14 protein-coding genes, 2 tRNA genes and 1 riboswitch are annotated in these 20,849 nt (G+C 43.7%); of the genes, 6 read left to right on the top strand and 10 right to left on the bottom strand.

All coding sequences use genetic code 11. The features are described from left to right. Positions 1–28: 28 nt before the first annotated feature. The 4 genes from NH399_RS17265 to NH399_RS17250 all read right to left on the bottom strand — a co-directional run bounded on the left by NH399_RS17265 (position 29) and on the right by NH399_RS17250 (position 4,475). Positions 29–1,414: an FAD-binding oxidoreductase gene (locus NH399_RS17265; protein ID WP_253042300.1), complete on the bottom strand. Its 1,386-nt coding sequence runs from the start codon at positions 1,412–1,414 to the stop codon at positions 29–31. Beyond that, positions 1,411–3,858, bottom strand: coding sequence for a penicillin acylase family protein (locus tag NH399_RS17260; protein ID WP_253042298.1), 2,448 nt, complete (start codon positions 3,856–3,858; stop codon positions 1,411–1,413). Before NH399_RS17260 ends, NH399_RS17265 begins: the two co-directional genes overlap by 4 nt. A gap of 140 nt (positions 3,859–3,998) precedes the next feature. Next, positions 3,999–4,074: transfer RNA gene (locus NH399_RS17255), tRNA-Val, on the bottom strand. Between the two features lie 325 nt (positions 4,075–4,399). Next, positions 4,400–4,475, bottom strand: a tRNA-Val gene (locus tag NH399_RS17250). Between the two features lie 285 nt (positions 4,476–4,760). Here NH399_RS17250 and gltX point away from each other — a divergent pair. Next, complete coding sequence (gene gltX, locus NH399_RS17245; RefSeq protein ID WP_253042296.1) at positions 4,761–6,179, top strand: glutamate--tRNA ligase; 1,419 nt, start codon at positions 4,761–4,763, stop codon at positions 6,177–6,179. Positions 6,180–6,254: 75 nt separating this feature from the next. On the opposite strand, the gene NH399_RS17240 is transcribed toward gltX, so the two are convergent. After that, positions 6,255–7,055 (bottom strand): class I SAM-dependent methyltransferase, encoded by an 801-nt coding sequence (locus NH399_RS17240; protein ID WP_253042294.1) that lies wholly within the window; start codon positions 7,053–7,055, stop codon positions 6,255–6,257. A gap of 111 nt (positions 7,056–7,166) precedes the next feature. Between NH399_RS17240 and NH399_RS17235 the strand changes: the two genes are divergently transcribed. From NH399_RS17235 to NH399_RS17220, 4 genes are all read left to right on the top strand, one after another. After that, positions 7,167–8,072 (top strand): DMT family transporter, encoded by a 906-nt coding sequence (locus NH399_RS17235; protein ID WP_253042292.1) that lies wholly within the window; start codon positions 7,167–7,169, stop codon positions 8,070–8,072. Between the two features lie 13 nt (positions 8,073–8,085). Further along, the gene (locus NH399_RS17230) at positions 8,086–8,955 is read left to right on the top strand and encodes a M23 family metallopeptidase (RefSeq protein ID WP_253042290.1); all 870 of its coding nucleotides are present in this window, start codon (positions 8,086–8,088) and stop codon (positions 8,953–8,955) included. Positions 8,956–9,178: 223 nt separating this feature from the next. After that, the gene (locus NH399_RS17225) at positions 9,179–11,122 is read left to right on the top strand and encodes a methyl-accepting chemotaxis protein (protein ID WP_253042288.1); all 1,944 of its coding nucleotides are present in this window, start codon (positions 9,179–9,181) and stop codon (positions 11,120–11,122) included. Between the two features lie 23 nt (positions 11,123–11,145). Further along, on the top strand, positions 11,146–11,580 hold the full coding sequence (locus NH399_RS17220) for a hypothetical protein (protein WP_253042286.1): 435 nt from the start codon (positions 11,146–11,148) through the stop codon (positions 11,578–11,580). Between the two features lie 65 nt (positions 11,581–11,645). On the opposite strand, the gene NH399_RS17215 is transcribed toward NH399_RS17220, so the two are convergent. The 4 genes from NH399_RS17215 to NH399_RS17200 form a co-directional block, all read right to left on the bottom strand. Then, the gene (locus tag NH399_RS17215; RefSeq protein ID WP_253042285.1) at positions 11,646–12,479 is read right to left on the bottom strand and encodes a mechanosensitive ion channel family protein; all 834 of its coding nucleotides are present in this window, start codon (positions 12,477–12,479) and stop codon (positions 11,646–11,648) included. Between the two features lie 155 nt (positions 12,480–12,634). Then, positions 12,635–12,991, bottom strand: a complete 357-nt coding sequence (locus NH399_RS17210; protein WP_253042283.1) for a hypothetical protein — start codon at positions 12,989–12,991, stop codon at positions 12,635–12,637. 167 nt (positions 12,992–13,158) lie between these two features. Beyond that, a complete protein-coding gene (locus NH399_RS17205; RefSeq protein WP_253042281.1) occupies positions 13,159–17,475 on the bottom strand; it encodes a NosD domain-containing protein in 4,317 nt (1,438 codons plus the stop codon). 313 nt (positions 17,476–17,788) lie between these two features. Beyond that, a complete protein-coding gene (locus NH399_RS17200) occupies positions 17,789–18,262 on the bottom strand; it encodes a hypothetical protein (RefSeq protein ID WP_253042279.1) in 474 nt (157 codons plus the stop codon). Positions 18,263–18,387: 125 nt separating this feature from the next. Between NH399_RS17200 and NH399_RS17195 the strand changes: the two genes are divergently transcribed. Next, complete coding sequence (locus NH399_RS17195; RefSeq protein ID WP_253042277.1) at positions 18,388–18,855, top strand: OsmC family protein; 468 nt, start codon at positions 18,388–18,390, stop codon at positions 18,853–18,855. On the opposite strand, the gene NH399_RS17190 is transcribed toward NH399_RS17195, so the two are convergent. Beyond that, positions 18,845–19,387: a nucleotidyltransferase family protein gene (locus NH399_RS17190; protein WP_253042275.1), complete on the bottom strand. Its 543-nt coding sequence runs from the start codon at positions 19,385–19,387 to the stop codon at positions 18,845–18,847. The two genes, NH399_RS17195 and NH399_RS17190, sit on opposite strands and share 11 nt — an antisense overlap. Positions 19,388–20,625: 1,238 nt before the next feature. Continuing rightward, positions 20,626–20,776: riboswitch (FMN riboswitch) on the top strand. Positions 20,777–20,849: the final 73 nt, after the last annotated feature.

The raw sequence follows: 20,849 nt of genomic DNA, 5'->3' as shown, positions 1-20,849 counted from the left end.
CTGTAACAATGCCGCTACGCCAACAATGTTACAACATTTTTCCTGGGTTCATGATGTTATGAGGATCAAAGACAGCTTTGATTTGCTTCATCATGGCAATTTCTGCTTCCGAGCGGCTGTAGGGAAGGTAGTTTTTCTTGGTCAATCCAACACCATGCTCAGCAGAAACACTGCCTTTCATTTGCTGGATTTCAGTAAAGATCAGGCCATTCACTTTTTCGCATTCGGTGACAAACTCATCAACGGATAAATCCGCTGGTTTCAGAATGTTCAGGTGTAAATTACCATCGCCGATATGGCCAAACCAGATGATCTCAAAATGCGGGTATTTTTCTTTAACAATGCCGTCGATTTGGCTTAGGAACTCGTTCACACGAGAGGGCACAACCGACACATCGTTCTTATAAGGAGTGTATTGACTGATAGACTCCGAGATACGCTCGCGCAGTTGCCATAGCTGTTCTGCTTGTGTTTCGCTCTGGCTGATGACGCCATCAAGAATATGGCCATCTTCCATTACGGTTTCGAAGCAGCCGAGTGCGGTTTCCAAGGTTTCTTCTGAGCTATTCTCGAATTCAATTAATACATAGTAGTTAGAAGTAGTTTCGAAAGGTCGTTGTAATTCGTGATGGGCCAAAACCTTCTGTAATGCTTCTTCAGAGAAGAACTCAAAAGCGGTAAGTGACAGTTGTTGTTGGAATTTTTCCATCACAGGATAAACATCTTGCAGTTCATCAAGCCCTAATACAAACACAGTGAGATCATTTGGCTTATTGGTCAGCTTCATGGTGGCTTCAACAATAATCCCTAAAGTGCCTTCACTGCCGACAAATAAATGACGTAGGTCATAGCCAGTGGCATTCTTTACCAAGCCATGGTTCAGCTCTAGCAAATCACCTGTACCGGTGATGACTTTAAGCCCCATGACCCAATCTCGAGTCATACCCCAGCGGATCACCTTAATGCCGCCCGCATTGGTGGCAATGTTGCCGCCAATCTGGCTGGAGCCTGCAGAAGCAAAATCGACTGGGTAGTAAAGACCTTGATCGTCAGCAAAATTCTGTAGCTGCTCAGTGATAACACCGGCGCCTACAGTGACGGTTTGGTCAACAGCATTGAAGTTGTCGATATGATTAATGCGATCCAGTGACAAAACGATCTCGCCGTTGTTAGCAACAGCGCCGCCACTTAAACCTGTTCGACCACCAGAAGGAACCAGGTTGACCTTGTTTTCGATGGCCCATTTGACGACTGCTTGTACTTCGTCAATGGAGCCTGGGCGCACTATGGCTTGAGCAGAAGGGGTAAATATCTTGCTCCAGTCTTTGCCGTATTCTTGACGATCAGACTCGTCGGTTAAAACCTGCTTGTCACCTACGATAGCGATAAGTGCGTCTAAATTAACCTGATTCATGGTGTTCCTGTAGTGTTCGGTAGTAATGTTAACTGATGCTGTGTTTGCCGCGGCATCAAAGGCAGTGGAGTGCCATTGAGCCAGGCATCAAATCCTGCGCGATAATAGGGGGAGAGCGGATGACCTGATTGTCCCCCCGGCATGTGAAAAATGCCTTCGCTTTCGGCACCTGGAGATACCACGATGCGTTGCGAAGCGCCAAACGATGGACCTTGTACTCGAGGAACATTATAGTCGCCTGGCATTTCGTGGCGAGGATAATCCAGATATTTCGCCAGTATCGGCAACCCTTGAGTAAAGGGATGGCGAATATTCAACTGATTGAACTGTCCCCAACGGTAGTCCGAAAAATCTTTTTTATCACCTGGCAGCTTTTCGATGGCCAAATCTACGGCGCGCAAAAAGACGCTATTATAGTCGCTAAAGCCTTCTGGTAAAAACCCTGAAGGCTGTTCCTTTACCAATAACCATAACGAATACTCATATTGATTCGAATAATAGACCAGAGAGTGTTTGGCATCCGCACTCAATTGTTTACTCCAGTCGGCCAGTAACAGACGAGAAAGCTGTGTACGATATTGCCGAATCAGCGTGTAGCCAACCTGATCCGCATCGGCATGGCCATTCCAGTTGGCAATGTGATCACGAAAAGTGCGTCGCAACGGGTTGGCGCTAAAATCTTTTTCTTTTAGTAGCGATATCAGTTGATCACGCCAGCGCAAATAGAGCTCTGAGCGGCTATCGAGCTGGACTTTCAGCAGGTCTTCTTCGTTGGCCTGTGACATGCGCAACAAGTTGTCTCGGATCTGTTTGGCACGTGTGCCTAATGCGTAACCTCCATCACCGATTTTTGCTAGTTCGCTACCACCCACCACGCGGCTGTTGGCGGTCCATAAAGCGCCTTGTGGCGGGTTAATGACCTTGGGGTAGTGCTGTGGTTCTAGCCATTTTAATTCGCCATCTTTATGCAACAGGTTTGCAAAGGGATTCGCGGCCAGAAGGCTTTGTTGAGGTAGAGGGCCTATGATGGTCCAGCCGATATTACCGTTGCTGTCTCCAACCAGCATATTCTGCGCTGGCATAGCAGAACGATTAGCCACTTCGATGGCTTGTTCTACATTCTGGGCATGGATCATCTCTTTTATATGCATATTAACGGCTTGTGGGGCATGAGCGACCCACATAAACGACCAGGCTTTGTCGGCGGTCTGCTCTAATACAGGACCAAACAGAGATTCTTTGACAGTGATATTGCGAGCAGGCTGTCCTTTGATACGAATGGTTTCTTCATGAGTGACGAACTCATGCCATTGTCCTTCGTATTGATAGCGACTGGGATTTTGTCGATCGAGAGTTAACTCGAATACATCAGAGTAGTCGCCATAGCTGTTAGTAAAAGCCCAGGCAATATGTCCGTTAGAGCCAGCTACCATAAAAGGTGCGCCTGGCAGTGTCACGCCCACAACCTGTTCAAAAGAGTCTGTAGGATAATCAATGACCGCTTTGTACCAGATGTTGGGCACGCCCAGGCTAAGGTGCATATCGCCAGCCAATACGGCTTTGCCATTGTAACTACGAGCACCTGCAATGATCATATTGTTACTGCCGTGCTTACGATTCGCTAAGCCCCATTCCTGGCTCATCGAAACGGTCTCTTGTGTATTGGCAAATGACTGACTTAATGGCGGTATGGTGGGCAAACTGAGCTGAGTATCGTCAATAGGTGCATCAAACGCTGTGCCTTGAGGTACCAAAAAGTTAAATAATTGCGCTGGAAGGTTATTGAATGCTTGTTGTAGCACTTTCTCTCTCTCAACACTGGAGTCTTGCAGACTTAAGTACATGGCATACACCGTGAGAATGGTGTCTTCTGGTTGCCAAAGGGCGGGGCGTTGAGATTCAAATTGAGTTGCCGGGTCCAGGCTTAGCAGCCAATATTCAAAGGGCTTGCTGCCTAATTGCTGCAAACCATCATTGACGCCAAGTGTATAGCGCTCCAGCAATTCGAGGTCTTGAGGAGGCAACTGTTGCAAAAGGGTTTGTGCGCGATGACGAAAACGATGAGGGCGTAATTTCATATCGTAATCGAGCGTACTTTTGCCGACTAATTCCGATAATTCACCCGCAGCGCTACGGCGCAGCATATCCATCTGGAAAAAGCGTTCCTGAGCATGGATAAATCCTAAAGAATAAACGAGATCGAGAGGGGTTTGAGCTTCGAGAGTGGGCACGCCCAGAGTGTCACGCTGAATGGTAACGGGCGCTGATAAATGCGCCACTGCCAGCTCACCATCGTAGGTCGCCAAGCTGGCATTCAGTTGGTAATAAGCAAAAACAACAATGCCGGAAATAAGAATAAATGTCGTTGAAAATAACCAGAGGATAAGACGGAGCATCAGAGGACGCTTCTTTTTGTTTTGAAACAATGAGCGTTTTTTATTCATGTTATGGCTTCTATGCTGTAGCAACGCAAGAGCGGCAAGCGTTGTGTTTAGATAAGCCTATCCTAACACGAGAAACATTTGTCAAGAAGTTGATTTGAAAGAGAATTTTGGTAAGCAAAGACAAAAGAAAAGAGTTGGAGTGGTGGGCGCTACTGGACTTGAACCAGTGACCCTCGCCTTGTAAGGGCGATGCTCTCCCAACTGAGCTAAGCGCCCACTCCGTAAGAACGAGGCGAATTGTAGAGAAGCTTTGCAGGGCGGTCAACCATTATTTGAAAAAATAGTGCATTTCATTAAAAAAGAAGAAAAACGCTTTAAATTTATACATTTAGCTCACCTATCTGCGCTAATTTTGAGCATCTTAATTAGGTATTTTAAAGTGGGTTAAAGAGAAACTTATTTTGTCAGGCAAATGTGAACCGACAACAGAAAAGGCAAAATGAATAGTTTATAAGTCAATAGATAAACGGATAGCGGAGTTGTGTTTGGATATATTGAATATAGAGATTACGAGGGATGTAATAAAAGAAAAGAGATGGAGTGGTGGGCGCTACTGGACTTGAACCAGTGACCCTCGCCTTGTAAGGGCGATGCTCTCCCAACTGAGCTAAGCGCCCACTCCGTAAGAACGAGGCGAATTGTAGGGAAGCATCGGCCATCGGTCAATAACTTTTTTCACTTTTTTTACAGTCTGAGCGAATTTAGTCCAATTTGATGTAAAAAGGGCCAATGTTCGTTCATTCCTGCGTCATTTTGCTATCACTTGAGCTATCTTAATTGAAACTTTAATAAGAGCCTTTGTATAACAGCAGGCGCTGTCAAAAAACGACAAATAAATTTTTTGAGATGCTTCGTGGGCTTGGTAGAATGTGCGCAACTTTATTGCAGGAAGAAAAAACGATATGTCAGTCATTACTCGATTTGCACCCAGTCCAACAGGATATCTTCACGTTGGTGGCGCGCGAACCGCTTTGTACAGTTGGTTACACGCAAAAAAAAATAACGGTCAGTTTGTATTACGTATTGAAGACACTGATCGAGAGCGTTCCACTGATGAAGCCGTTCAAGCGATTTTGGATGGTATGAAATGGTTGCAACTTGAACATGATTTAGGCCCTTATTACCAGACTCAGCGCTTTGACCGCTATAAAGAAGTCATTCAGCAGCTGTTGGATGAAGACAAAGCCTATCCATGCTTCTGTTCACGAGAGCGATTGGATGAGTTGCGAGAGCAACAAATGGCGAACAAAGAAAAGCCTCGATATGACGGTTGTTGCCGAAAACTAGCCGCAGATGAGCGTGACATGTCTCAGCCTCATGTGATTCGTTTTAAAAATCCAGAGACTGGCGCTGTGGTTTGGGATGATGCGGTAAAAGGCGAGATCTCAATCAACAACGAAGAGTTAGACGATTTGATCATTGCTCGTACCGATGGCACACCCACTTATAATTTTACCGTTGTTGTTGATGATTGGGATATGGGCATCACTGAGGTGATTCGCGGAGATGATCATGTCAACAATACACCTCGTCAGATTAATATTTTTGAAGCTTTGGGTGCAAAGGTTCCGACTTATGCTCACGTTGCAATGATACTAGGTGATGACGGTAAAAAGTTATCAAAGCGTCATGGTGCAGTGAGTGTGATGCAATACCGTGATGATGGCTACTTACCACAGGCGGTGCTTAATTATCTGGTTCGACTAGGTTGGTCCCATGGCGATCAAGAAGTCTTCTCGGTAGAGCAGATGATTGAGTTGTTTGATATCCAGAATATTAACAAAGCAGCCTCTGCATTTAATACGGAAAAGCTAAACTGGCTAAATCAGCACTACATGAAAGAGCTGCCCGCTGACGAAGTCTTGTCTCACTTAGAGTGGCATCTTAATGAGCAAAAGTTAGACGTGACTAACGGACCTGTTGTTACCGAGTTACTTCCGGTGTTTGCTGATCGAGTCAAAACGTTAAAAGAAATGGTAGCCTCCATTCGTTATTTTTATGAAGACTTCCAGGGGTTTGACGAAAAAGCAGCAAAAAAACATTTGCGCCCAGTTGCTAAAGAGCCATTACAGCAAATTAAAGAACGCTTAGCAGTGCTTGATGATTGGTCAGAAGCGCCGCTTCAGCAAGCTATTGATGATACAGCGGAAGCTTTGCAGGTCGGTATGGGTAAAGTCGGTATGCCGTTACGCGTTGCGGTAACAGGCAGTGGCATGTCGCCTAACCTTGATATTACCCTTAAATGGATTGGCAAAGAGCGAGCGTTAAAACGTATTGATTTGGCGCTAGACTTTATCAGCCAAAGAGAAGCTACTCAGTAGTTTTAGTCTGCTTGAGTTCAGTAAAAAAAATCCCGCGTTTGCGGGATTTTTTTTATCTGGATTCTTTTGCTTTAATCAGGGAAAGGGAGTTTCGTTAGCCAGTTGATTGTCCAGTGTCAGCGGCTTAATAAATTTCAAAACAAAACGATCCGTTTGGCCTCTCAGGCCGGGCGCATACATGTGGCGTTGGTGATCATCTTTAGGGTTTGCCAGAATGTCTGATTCGTCGACCAGTTTAAAGCCAATTTTGTTAAGTTCTTTAATCACAATGGCTGGATCAATTCTATGCAATGTATGCCCTGTTGAGCGTGGGCTACCGGGGGCTGCTTTGTGATCAATGACAGCCAGCGTTCCGCCGGGCTTAAGACTCTGATACATGCGTTGTAAAAAGTCATCGCGCTCGATGGTTGGCCAGTTACCATCTTTGGGGCGATAGTAAATATCATGGTAAGCCAACACCATAAACATCATGTCGGCGGAGTTATTGGGGAGTACCAGCTCGTTGGCCTCGGCAATGACTCGAGCCACATTGGGTAGACGCTTATCTTTGTAACGCAGGGCAACCATTTTTTTGACATAGTCTTCATAGGCTTGATTGTTATGAGCAATCACTTTACCTTTAGGACCGACAGCGTAAGATAGGAGTTCGGTGTAGTAACCTCCGCCCGAAAATATGTCAACGACGGTCATTCCTGGACGTACTTTAAAGAAGCTTAAAACTTGTGCTGGTTTGCGGTGGCTATCCCGCTTTAGGTCACTCTCTGGACGTGCAGGATTATTAACGGCCTGGGTAATAAAGTCGTTGTTGGCCAATAATGTGTTCGAAAAAAGTGACAATACCGCAAGCAGGCTGATATAAACAAACCGAACTGTCATTGGCAAGAGAACTTAGTGGGGGCAATAGTCATACAGCAGATTATGAAAGAGCCCCATCAACTTATCGACTTTTGTTTGTAACCATTTATTTCAACAACAGGATCATCTCAGATGACTGAAAACTCGAACGAAAATGTTGCTAAAGGTATGATCTTAATGGTCGTTGCCGTGTTCTTTTTTTCGTTTATGGATATTCTTATCAAATGGTTGAGTGCTCATTATTCTTCTTATCAGGTGGCCTTTTTTCGCGGCCTGATGTCGCTGCCTTTTGTATTGTTGTGGATTATGTCTAAAGACGCCTGGAAAGAGCTCAAAACACAACGTCTGTCATTGCATTTAATGCGTGGCGGTTTGAGTGTGCTGTTTTTTGTTTGTGTGGTGATTGGGTTAAGAGAGTTAACCGTTGCTAATGCTTATGCGATATTTTTCTCTGCACCACTATTGGTTGCTGTACTGTCGATATTTTGGCTGAACGAAAAAGTCGGCATTCATCGTTGGGCATCGATTGTGGTTGGACTAGTAGGCGTTTTTATCGCTCTTAATCCAGGTGATGGTCCTATTTTTACTTTGGGCACAGTGGCATGCCTGCTGTCTGTTGTCGGTTACAGTATTGTCGTTATTATGCTTAAGAAAATGACGGAGACCGAGTCTGATTTTTCCATGATTTTTTATTTTCTGGTGTCGCTGTCTGTTGGCTGTGGCTTGTTGGCTATAACGGATTGGCGTCCCATCGTGTTTGATCATTGGCCTTATTTGTTGGGCTTAGGTTTTACGGGGGCGTTAGGGCAATATTTTATTACACGAGCTTTTGTTTATGCTCCTGCTTCGGTGCTGGCCCCACTGGATTATACTGCGCTTATCTGGGGAGCCCTGATGGCTTACTGGATTTGGTCTGAACTGCCAGTTGCCAATGTTTGGATTGGTGCAACCATTATCATACTCAGCGGTCTTTATTTAATGTACCGAGAAAGTAAACAACATAAAAAGATAGAGACTGATAAAAATCTACACACCTAAATAGGATGTTTTGATGAATGTAACTGTTTTACTCAAAAATTGGTTGGGTCGCGCGTTGTGTTTTGTTGCTCTTGGCATGACCATGATGGCTTGGGCTGAAGATGTGACCGAGGCTTCGCTGCCTTTTAAGGTGGTTAAACAAGAACTCAAACAAGGTGGTTACCTGATAGGGCAAACCAGACCTGGTGCGCAAATTTCGTTCTTAAAGCATCACGTGGATGTTAATAAAAAAGGTCGATTTGTGATTGGTTTTGGCCGTGACTTTGGCGCCAAAACTCACTTTGATATTCATTACCAGGGCAAGCAACGTCGGGTTGCATTAGACATTGCTCCTCGAGAGTGGAAAATTGAGCGGATTGATGGTTTGCCACCGTCTAAAGTGTCGCCTAGAAAGCCAGAGGTTTTGCAACGTATTCGGTCTGAAGCAAGTTTGATCCGTGCAGCGCGAGCAACGCGTTCTGAGCTACTGGCGTTTGAGCAAGAGTTTGTGTTGCCATCTAAAGGACGTATCAGTGGTGTCTATGGCAGTCAAAGAGTGTTGAACGGAAAACCAAAGCGTCCGCATTTTGGATTAGATATTGCTGCTCCTGTGGGGACGCCAGTCTATGCTCCCATTGATGGTGTTGTCAGTTTGAGTCACGATGATATGTTTTATTCGGGGGCCACCTTGATACTGGATCATGGTTATGGGTTGTCATCCACTTACATTCACCTGGATAAGATCGAGGTAGAAGATGGACAGCAGGTAAAACAGGGACAGCTTATTGCGCGCATTGGCAAGAGTGGCAGGGCAACCGGGCCGCATCTGGATTGGCGCATTAATTGGTTTGAGCAACGTCTGGACCCGGCTTTGTTTGTGGATGTCGCTTCTGGAGCCAAATAAATATCTCACTAAAGAGGCATAAAACGGTATCTTCTTTGATGTTAAAAATCAATAAGTCCGAAAATCAGCGTTAATGCACCCTTAGTATCACTGGAAATTGTCTGGTTTTGTCTATACTTAGCTTGGTTATTGAGGACAAAATGAACAATAAACAAGGTGAGCTAAGGTGTTTTCTCTGATCAGTCATTTGAAGTATAAGACCAGATTTTTAATATTAATTTTTATGATTGCCGTACCCATGTTTGTGATGTTGCCACAGGTATGGGTTCTACACTCCGAAAAACTATCTCAATTAGCATTGGAAGAGCAAGGTTTTGCTCTGGTTGAGCAAATACAGAGATTGCCATTTAAGTTGGCTGCTCACCGAGACAGTGTGAGTCGTCAGCTGAATGGTGATAACTCTCTATCTGCAAACATCAGCAATCTCAGCAGCGAGATCCAGTCACTCTTTAATCAGCTTAAGTCCTTTGGTGAGACTGACTGGGGAACGAACTATGGGTCTGAGCTTAATCGTTTGCAGGCGGAGTGGGATGCCTTGTCGTCTATGCAGACGCAAGATGCGATGAAACGTTTTGATGGGCACAGTGAGCTTATCTCTCAGCATTTCTTTTTGATGGAAAAAGTGGCTCAAGATTCTGGGCTGGTGCTGGATTCTCAACTGGATACTCACTATCTGAGCCTGATGGCTACCAACCTGTTGCCCCATGTTTATGAAGATGTGAGTCGATTAAGTACCGTTGCAGTGAACGTCACTCAAAAAGGTCAGTTTACTCCAGAGTCGTTTTTGCGTATGCGTTCTTTCTACGAATCGATTCTGGCGCGCAAACGTAATATGAATGCCGTGATGCAGTTTGTTTTTAGCAAAGATGAAAACACCCGCAAAGAATTGCAGCAGTCTGCTTCGAGCGTGAATCAGGCGTTAGATGGTTTTTTGAATACTATTCGCAAAGATATGATGGATAGCGACAGCCTGAACGTTTCTACCGCACAGGTATTGTCGCAGGGGCAAGGATTACTCACGGAGTTAGCTCAGTTAGAAGCGGCGGTTGCTCAGGGATTTTCTCGCAATCTTGCAAAAACACAAAGCCAGCTGTCGACCAGTCGAGCGGTGAATATGATGGTGAGTCTGGTGGTTTTTGTTATGGTGTTGGCCTTTGCTTTCTTAACCCTGAAAAATTTAACCGAGAGTGTCAGTTATATTCGCACTAAGGCAGGACTAATTGCAAAAGGGGATCTAACGGAAGCGTTACAGCTAGAAGGCTCCGACGAGTTATGTGATATCGCTGACGACATTGAATTGATGCGAGCAGGCATTCGAGGACTGGTTGAAGAAATACAAACGGCCAATTCGCTGGTTGCCTCCACCACAGAGCAACTTACACTATCGGCCCGCGCAACTACGGGTAATGCGCAAGAACAACTTAATAGTTCTGAGCAGGTGGCAACAGCATCAGAAGAGTTAAGTGCGACTATTGCGGAAGTGTCGAATAGCTCCAGCAATGCCTCGGAGCAGAGTCAAAACCTCATGGTAGTGTCTCAATCCAGCCTACAAAGTTTGAGTTCAACGATGGGGTCCATAGAAGAGCTGTCTAGTGTGATTGGTCAGGCGTCCACTGATATTCAACAGTTAGCAAAAGAAGTTGAGAACATCGGTAAGGTAACTGAGGTCATTAAGAGCATTGCTGAGCAAACGAATTTGTTGGCATTGAACGCTGCCATAGAAGCGGCTCGTGCGGGTGAGTCGGGACGTGGGTTTGCAGTAGTTGCAGATGAAGTGCGCAGTTTGGCGAGTCGCACTCAAATATCAACAGAAGAAATTGCTAAAACCATCGACTTATTACAATCAGGAACCTCTGCTGCGGTGGCGGGTATGAATCGAGGAACTGAGCAATCAAATATTGTGGTTTCTAATACGCGAGAAGTAAGCGAATCCATCCGTCAAATTGGTTCAGGAATGGAAGAGTTACGCGCGATTAATTTACAAATTGCCAATGCATCAGAACAGCAAGCAGAAGTGACAGCGAATGTTACGCAGAATACGGTGCAATTAAGAGATATCTCGGCTGGGATCTCAAATGAAATGGAAGGTGTTTCGCAATCTTGTGAAGGATTAAAAGGGCAGACAGAGCGGCTGGCAGAAACCATTGGAGCGTTTCGGGTTGAATAAGCGTTCGAGAAAGTTGCACTTTGATGAGTATTGATAAAGCAGAGAGTTTAAGATTCTTACATAAATTTTGCCCTCGTTCGAGAGCCATCATTCTCGGTTGGTCTGACTTTTCGCTCGATCATATTTACGACATTATTAATTTGTATCCAGATAAAAGAAGTTTGGGTGAGGTTGATAGAGAGAGAAGCGATAGAGAAATTATTATTGCGGTTTACGGAGAAGCATTAGCTATTGAAAGTCAGAGAGTTTTAGTTATTCCTGACGCCGGACATTATTCTGGAGAAGCTTTCGTTTGCCATGTGGATTCACTCTTGGTTCGATTGGATGACCTTGAGCTGCCAATAATTGGTGGTGGAAATGATACACTATTGGCATTTGAAACGAGCGGTAACTTGTTATATTTCGATCACCATGATCGATGCATTCTTGCTGTAGAGAAAGACCCTATTAATAAATAGGGTCTGTGTAATTATGTGTTAGCTTCTTAGTCGTGTCTACGAAGAAGCCCCTCTCACAATGATACTTAAGCCGCAGGGCCTGTTTGATGAATATGTACATCGCGCTGAGGATAAGGGATGGTAACGCCTTCTTTATCAAAGGCCAGTTTCACTTTTTCGTACATGCCGAAGTAAACATCCCAGTAGGTTTCTGATTTCGTCCAAATTCTTACCAATATATTGACTGAGCTATCGGCGTGTTCTGATACATAAATTTCTTTATCGTGATCATCTAACACAAACTCCTGATCATCAATCACATCTTTTAGAATGGATTTAGCTCTAAGAATATCATCGTCGTAGCTGATGCCAAAAGTCAGATCCACTCGGCGGGTAGGCTCGGCAAACACATTCTTGATAGAGCCATTCGACAGCGCACCATTGGGTATAATAATTCGCTGATTATCTAACGTTGTCAAAATGGTATTAAAAATCTGAATTTCTTTGACTCGACCTAGATAACCTTGCGCTTCAATAACATCGTTGACCTTAAAGGGTTTGAAGAAGAGAATAAGTACACCGCCAGCAAAGTTAGACAAACTGCCTTGCAAGGCCAGACCAATGGCTAAACCTGCTGCACCTAACATGGCGATAAAGGATGAGGTCGCTATGCCTATCATAGAGGCAACACTGATCGCCAAAAGGACTTTGAGGACAACACTGACAAGGTTGCGCAAAAAGTGAACAAGAGTGGGTTCAACTTTTTGGAAGGTGAGGACCTTTTCGACGCCTTTAGATATCTTTCCGATGATCCAAAAACCGACCAACAGTGTGATTAATGCCAGAACCAGCTTAGGAGCATAGGCCATCGACAGCTCGATAGCTTGGTTCATGAGTTTCTCAAAATCAATACTTTCCATAGGGACTTCCTCTTATTTATTTTTTATAAATCATAGCAAACTATTGTCGATTGAGAAAAATGCAGGAGAAGCAGAATATTTGAAATCTCTTATTGCAATTTTTGTTCTTGGTTAAAAGGAAGACTGGATTGGTTAAACAAAGTTAAGTTTTCTAACTATATCTTGAATAAAACTCCTTCTCCGCTACCACTCTCATCGGAGTGTTGATATGGGATTGCTTTGCTCCACCAAAATTTGATTTTCAGAAAACCGTCTTCGATTGTCACATCACCCTCACCATCGATTACATGCTTTTCGCTGGAAGGGGGGATATTGGCTACTTTTATTAACGCGCTTTTAAGCTGATCATGAAACTCCGTTTCGTCTAATTTTTCGCTACCTAGGTAAAAATAGATCTCTCGAGTGCTGCCTATCCAGTCGGGACCGATATCAGAAGTAACTCTCCATTCTACAGATAGTTCAGATTTTTGCATGTATTGAAGTAGCGTGTTAAGACTATTGATTCTTATCATTTTATATAGCCACTTTTTATGTTTTAACTGATTGTATCTTTTACGGAAGGTATCTGGCTAATAATACTTTTAGAAGTCAAAAAATGTAGTAGGAGTTTTGAGAGTATTTGTGCTTTCGTTGAGTAAAAAAGACACTCTCAATTAAGAGAGTGTCTGTTGCTGATTGCTTACTCGCTTTCTTGATACTCAGATGGAGGAGATGATAAAGCGACTGTATCGTCCGGCTCATCGCCAGGAAGATCTTTGCTGTTATCAGTAACACCATCACCATTGCTATCGGTTAGAGCATGTTCTCCGTAGTAGTTTCCTAAGAATCCAGTGAAAGATTGCCCACCGAATAAATAAGCCAGCTCAGAGGGTGATTGCCATAAGTTAACTGAACCGTTGTTTGAAATGACTGAAGCGCCATTACTGCTTCCTTCAAGGTGATTAAGATAAATCAGGTTATTGAAAGATTTAAGCAAGTAAAGTGCGTTATAAGCTAGCCCTGTTATGGGCGCTGTCACCTTATTGCTTTTTAACAGGTTGTTGTTTGACTGATACAGTTCTATTCCAATTCTTTCGTAAGCTCTGTTGTCGTTGCCAATCAGTTGATTGCCATCAGCAAAGTTAAGTTTGATTCCAGCCGCACCGTTACGAAGCGTACTGTTCTCTAGAACATTACAATTATCTGAGTTGTTAATATAAATGCCGTAGTCGTCATTACGCTCGACGGTATTTTCTTTAACCAGACAATTGCTCGATTTATACATAACGATGCCACTAATGTCATTGGATTTTACTGTGTTGCCTTCAACCTCTGTGGCTCCAGTCGACTCAACATAAATACCCACTTCAGGATTTGACTCCGTTATGTTATTTACGACTTTATTGCCATCCTGTGTATTTATCAGGTGAATACCATTTTCGGTATTGGAGCTGCTGTTGTTGTTGCTGATGATGGTATCTGATGAACTTCTGAGTCTAATGCCTGTTCGTGAACGTGTGACGGTATTGCCAGACACTAGACAGTTTTGACACTCATCCAGACTAATCCCTTCCATACTATGATCGGCAACGCTGTTATTGGTAATTTGTGTTCCTGTACTGATGTCTACATAGATACCGAATAATCCCCAGTGGTTACAGATATTATTGTCAGCGCGAACGTGATGACTGCCGCGAATAGAAATACCGATATAATTACGATGAGCATCATCATAACCACAGCGATTGTCCAGAGCTTGGCCATAATCGGCACCAGCGCCAAAATAGATTCCGGCTTTGTAGTAGACATGAGCACCAGAAATATCAAAGCCTTTAATCTTTACATGAGGTGCAGAGATAGAAATAACGTGAGTGTTATTATTGGCGGCAATGATTTCTGTTGAGGCATAACCGTTTTGAGACTCGATACTAACGGTTTTGTTAATCACCAAGTTTTCGTGATAACTACCGTCTTGTACCAGAATTGTGGCACCTTCTGTCGCAGAGTCAATTGCTGACTGAATCGTTGCGAAGTCGGCGGGAACATGAATCACAGGAATAGTTACAGCTTCAAAACTAAGATCGGCAATGTTTTGATCGGCAACTTCGATATTGATGCTTGCCGGAGTAAACATGTATCCCAACTTTGATGGGGTAATGGTGTATTGTCCTGGCTCAAGTTTATCGATACTAAACTCACCCTGGCTATCTGATGTGCCATTAGTAGAAGCTTGTCCTGTGATGGCTAGCGAAACGCCTTCTAGTCCAGCACCAGAAAAGTTGATGCTACCAGACATTTTATAACTACTCTGTGTGGTAAATGTCCATTGATAGTTTTGCAAAAGAGAATTACCCGCAAGATCTGCAATATCTTGAGTTAACACGGCGGTATAAAGCTGATTACTTTGTAATAGCTGATCAGGCGTAAAGGTAATTTTTGCTTTATCAACGCTGATGGTTCCTGCCACATCTTGCACTCCATCGTTGATGTACAAACTTGAAGCATTCACGCTATCTGCTGCAATGTCTTCGGATAATGTGATGACGATTGCATCGCTTGATGATACGTCAACACTTTGATCGGCAGGTAAGGTCTCAAAGACAACCGGTGGAGATGGATCGGTATCCATCTGGTATTCATCCAGGTTCGTAATACCATCTTGATCAGGATCTTCTGCAGCATCATTGGTTGTTGCTTTTAGTCGATGTTGTACTTCCCAGCCATCGGGCATTCCATCGCTATCAGAGTCTGCCAGTAATGGATTGGTTTGATAACGATTGATTTCATCATCGTCGCTTAAGCCGTCGTTATCGTCATCGAGGTCAGTGTTGTTACCAACGCCATCGTTGTCTGTATCTAAGGACTCATTGTTATCCAATGGAAACGCATCCAAGGCGTCTTCAACACCGTCGTTGTCATCGTCGGTGTCGGCGTTGTTTCCAATACCGTCACTATCTGTATCGACTGATTCTGTGCTGTCGAAAGGAAAAGCATCATCAACATCGGCAACGCCATCGTTGTCGTCATCCATATCGGCATTGTTACCAATACCATCGTGATCAGAATCCAGATTCTCTGAAGGATCGAGCGGAAAGGCATCCAGATTGTCGGCAACACCGTCGTTATCATCATCGGTATCGGCATTGTTACCGATGCCGTCGTTGTCGGTATCTACACTTTCGTTGGGATTTAGTGGTAGGGCATCTTCGTTATCCGCAACGCCATCGTTGTCATCATCCGTATCAGCATTGTTACCGATACCATCTTGATCCGTGTCAACATGCTCAGACGGATCTAAAGGGAAGTCATCATCATTGTCTGGAACATTGTCGTTATCATCATCGGTGTCTGCATTGTTTCCTGTTCCGTCGCCATCGGTATCAACCGACTCCAGTGGATTCAATGGAAAGGCATCATCAACATCCAAAACGGTATCATTATCGTCGTCGGTATCTGTGTTGTTGCCGATGCCGTCACCATCGGTATCTAGCCATTCGTTAGGATCATTTGGGAACGCATCGAGACTATCGACAACACCATCGTTATCGGTGTCAATTTGCGATAGTGAACAACCTTCAGAATTAACGGGTTCTCCTGGGGGAGTGTTTTGACATAAATCTTGATCGTTAGGAATGCCATCACTGTCGAGGTCATTCGTATCAATATTGGCACGAGAAACTCTTATGTTATCGACTGCAATATCTCCGCGATAGCCTCCTGCGGCTGTGGCTCTTAGTCGTACCTTATCGACGATAAAGTTACTGAGGTCGACTTCTGCATTTTTATAAGGAGAGGCATTGCTGCCATGTTGTTGACCAGAAGCTTTCCAAATATCGTTCAACCAGATCCCGCCGCTAAATACATCAACAGCAAGGGAACCAATATTGCTTCCATACATGTGATACTGAAAAGTTAAAGACAAATCGTTGCCGTTCAATTCTGGGCTTTCTAGTATTGCAGAGTCTCCATTGGCGTAAGCAAAACCTGAAGAGGTCTCTAAATACATATAATATTCGCTGTTATCAGCACCTGTCGCTGGACCTGTTCCTTGTGAGGTGGTTCCCCCTGAGTCTCGTGTCCAGTTTTTGTTGTCTCCGGTTGTCACATTAATCCAACCCGAAGTATCCGTTTCGAAATTTGCTTCACTGATCACAATCGGAACAGTGGCATCATGAACAAAAATATCGAGAGTGGCTGGTGCGCTAAATGTACCGTCCGAGGTTTCAACGACAAAGCGGTTGTCGCCAACATCCGATGATGTAGGTGTTCCAGATAAAGTTCCATCGGAATTAACTTGAAGCCAATCAGGTCCTGATATCTTTCTAAAAGTCAGAGCATCGCCATTAGGATCGGTGGCGTCAGCTGCGATACTGCCACTGTAAGGATAGTTTTGATGAGCGGCTGTTTTTACGAGTGCACTGTCGTTAAAGTAAGGAGGCAATGGGCCAGAGGGAGTGCTACTTACAACAATGTTATCAAGAGCAATGTCGCCACGAAATCCGCCAGCAGCAACGGCTCTAAAGCGAATCTTGGTTAACGCATGAGCGCTCAGATCGACATTGTAAGTGTTATAAGGTGCTGCATTGCTGGTTTGTTGTTGGCCAGTCAGGGTCCATACATCGGTTATCCAATTACCATCAACCAGAACATCTACGGATAAAGTACCGATATCGCTACCGTAGGCATGAGCCTGAAAACTTAATTGAATATTACTACCCGAAAGGGTCGAGCTTTCTAGTATGGCAGAGTTCCCTGGACTATGAGCAGAACCAGAAGAGGTTTCCAGATATAAAAAATAAGTGCTGTTGTTTCCACCACCTGATGGTCCCGTTCCAGACGAAGGAGTTCCATTGGTTGTTAATGTCCATTGGTGGCTATCACTCAATGTTGTGTTGCTCCAGTTTCCGTAACCAGATTCAAAATCATCAGATATCAGAACTTGGGAAGCATGAGCTTGCGTGCCTAGCAGTAAAAGCAATGGACTGACAGGCAGCAAAGAATTGCGGCGTATACGCATCGTATTCTCCGAGTATCCTATTAATTAAAAAATATTAAGTTAATAAAAAGTGACGAAATAAACTCACTTGCAGTGATTGAAATTGCTATAAATATTAAATCAGGCAGAACGCGGAAGAAGCCTTATCAAGTATATCCTTTGGGTATTATTTGCTCCTGCAACTTGTCCGAAACGACTCCATCACTCCTATGTTCTGACTGCACCCATGATACGAGAGTGTCGTGGATATATCTATTACTTGAGATAACAAAAGGGGGCTATTTAACGCTAACTTTATTCCTCTAAAACCGCAGTTAAATAATGGATATATTATTTATGGAGTTGCCTTATCTGGAGAAGGGTTTCTCCACACATTTGTACGTTCCTTGTTCGAAAAAGCTAAGATCCGCTCTGTTATTTGGTCCATATCGGAATAGCCTACCAGTTCAATTACTTTTTCATTTTCAAAATGCAGAAATAGCTCAGTGGTACTCGATAATTCCCTGATATCGATAATGTTGAGGTGTTTAAAATAACGCTTCGTTTCTACTTGATGATTGATAAACACAATGGAATCCGATGTGATGATTAGGCGATCACAACGTTTCTCTTTGATGTCAGGCTGAAACACCAAGACTAAAAGAGCACCTATAACCACGGAAACAATAATGCTGGAATAAACATTCTCTAAGCCGTAAAAAAGCTGACCAAATAATACAAAAAGAGTGGGAGACAGAAGCATCATGCCAACAAAAATAGCATCTCTTCGTTTTTGCTTTACATCAAATTCTAAACGTTCAAATTCCATTAGTGATATTTACAATACAATAAAACGCAGTAATATAGAGGATGTGTTTGTTCCATTCAAGCGTTTATCGTTGGCCACTGTCTGATGATAAATGACAGTTACCGATTACCTACCAGGAATACATCATGTCTGAACATATTGCTACCATCCGTTGGCAACGAGCCGAAGAAGAAGCCTTTGTTGATAACCAATACAGTCGTGGACATGAGTGGCAGTTTGATGGTGGAGCAACAGTTAAAGCATCGTCTTCTCCAGATGTTGTTCCTCTGCCTTACTCGGTCGAAGACAATATAGACCCAGAAGAAGCCTTTGTTGCATCTTTATCCAGTTGTCACATGTTGTTCTTTTTAAGCATTGCTGCTAAACGAAAATTTGTTATCGAAGAGTACACTGACGAAGCCATTGGCCTTATGGGGAAAGATGAAAGTGGAAAGGTGAGTATGACCAAAGTCACTCTGCGCCCTAAAGTCATTTTTTCTGGAGACAAACAACCCACGGATGAACAGCTGGAAAAAATGCATCATCAATCTCATGAACAGTGCTTTATTGCTAACTCTGTTAAAACTGAAGTAGTGACAGAAATTATTCGTTAATCACCAACTTTGGCCAAATAGAAAGCCATTGCTTCTGCTCAATCCGCTGACGGAATACTTTGGGTTGAGCAAAACGCTGATTCATAGTGATAGTATGGTCAGATAATGAAGCGAGCTCAAAAGGAGAAATAATCTCTAACTCTCCTTTTGAACTGAACCGAGCTCCTATCGCGGTTTCGCATTCTACCCAATAACTCATCGCATCCAGTGTTGATTGATAAGGCGTATGCTGATGCTTGAGATGCATGCGTGCCTGGTTTTTTACCGACCAGGGCAAAGATGTCATGTCATTGAGTTTTTCCTCCAAAAGCTTATCGTATTCTGGAGCAATATTGGTTGAGTCAAAATAGATAACATCAATATCATTTAGTGATGTAGTCTGAGTAAAGCCGTGATAATGATCCCAAACTAAATTACGAACAAAGCCTGCACCGATACACCAGTCGTTTAAGTTTAGACTCGCTGCGTATTTTAATACTTCCATTCGGAAGGGATCGGCTTGTAGACATTGTTTGATTTGATTGACGTCCATGAGAATAAGTATTGGTTTTTTGTTAGGAGTGATTTTAGTTTAATCGTCTTTCTTTTTAAAGATAGATGAGTATTGTTGTGAGTTAGTTATTTTTTAGATTACTTTTCACGAAATATTATAACTTGATTCTACGCGCAGATCTCGCCTTGTCGGGCGAGTCCCTTTTGTAAGCCCACAAAAGGGACCAAAAAGGGCGGTGTTCCAAAGATGAGGCCTCCGGCACCGCTCCGTAAAGTCTTAGTCCTTCGACTGACCGTCTTATACGCACTTCCTTGTGCGGATAAGACTCTTGCTGCGTCCGTGCAGCAAGTCAGTGCGGTCTAAGTCTTTACTACGCTCTCATCCAGTCACGATGGAGTCGTCTGAAAGCCTCGAGCTAAGATAGAGAATGAAACGAAAACACAAAACGAGATCGAATCTTCCCTGGCACAGACAAGATCAAGAAATCACTTCAAAACTGAAAGACATACTCGAACCATAAAATCCCAGATGAGCAATTGCCGAGCGCAGCGACTTAGGGCGCTTTGGCTACTTTATCGCTCTTGGTAAAGTATGCTCGCCACTAGGCGAAATTTGTACTTTCAAAAGAGCAGAAGAGTAAAAGAATATTTTCTCAATTAATTTATCATTCTAAACGAAAAATCCTAATTTGATTCAACCCACAGATTTCGCCTTGCTAGGCGAGTCCCTTTTGTAAGCCCACAAAAGGGACAAAAAAGGGCCATGCTCCAAAGATGAGGCCTATCGGCACCACTCCGTAAAGCCTTAGTCCTTCGACTGACCGTCTTATACGCACTTCCTTGTGCGGATAAGACTCTTGCTGCGTCCGTGCAGCAAGCCAGTGCGGTCTAAGTCTTCACTCCGTTCTCATCTAGTCACAAAAGGAGTCGTCTGTTAGTTCAAAGTTAAGAAAGAGAACGAAACTAAAATACAAAACAAGATCGAATTTTCCCTGGCACAGATAAGATCAAGAATTCACTTCGGAATTGCAAAACATACTCAAATCATAAAATTCCAACTGAACAATTGCCAGCGCAGCGACCTAGGGCTCTTTGCTTCCTTTACAGCTCTTGGTAAAGGAAGTCGCCATCAGGCGAAACCTGACATATCGTAAAAGCAGGAAAGCACAGAAAGATAACTACACCCTTAACAAAAAACTACTAATAAACCAGATCATTGTAAAACCACCAAAAATCTGCGACTATTCCCCCGCGGCCAAAACCGCAACAAAAAACTTTATTTATTCTCAGGGCGGGGCGAAATTCCCCACCGGCGGTGATTTTAGACAAAACCTAAATAAGCCCGCGAGCGCCTGTTGCCACAACAGGGTCAGCAGATCTGGTTAAACTCCAGAGCCGACGGTTACAGTCCGGATGGGAGAGAATAAAGCGATCACTTGAGACTCTCATTGGTGAGGGTTCAACTCAACTGTCGTTCGACAGATGAGCGCCTCTGCGTGCTT

The sequence above is a fragment of the Pleionea sp. CnH1-48 genome (genome assembly GCF_024124665.1).
GTDB lineage: Bacteria > Pseudomonadota > Gammaproteobacteria > Enterobacterales > Kangiellaceae > JAMXSB01.
Note: the sequence above shows the minus strand (reverse complement) of the source record. Positions and strands in the feature narration are given on the sequence as shown.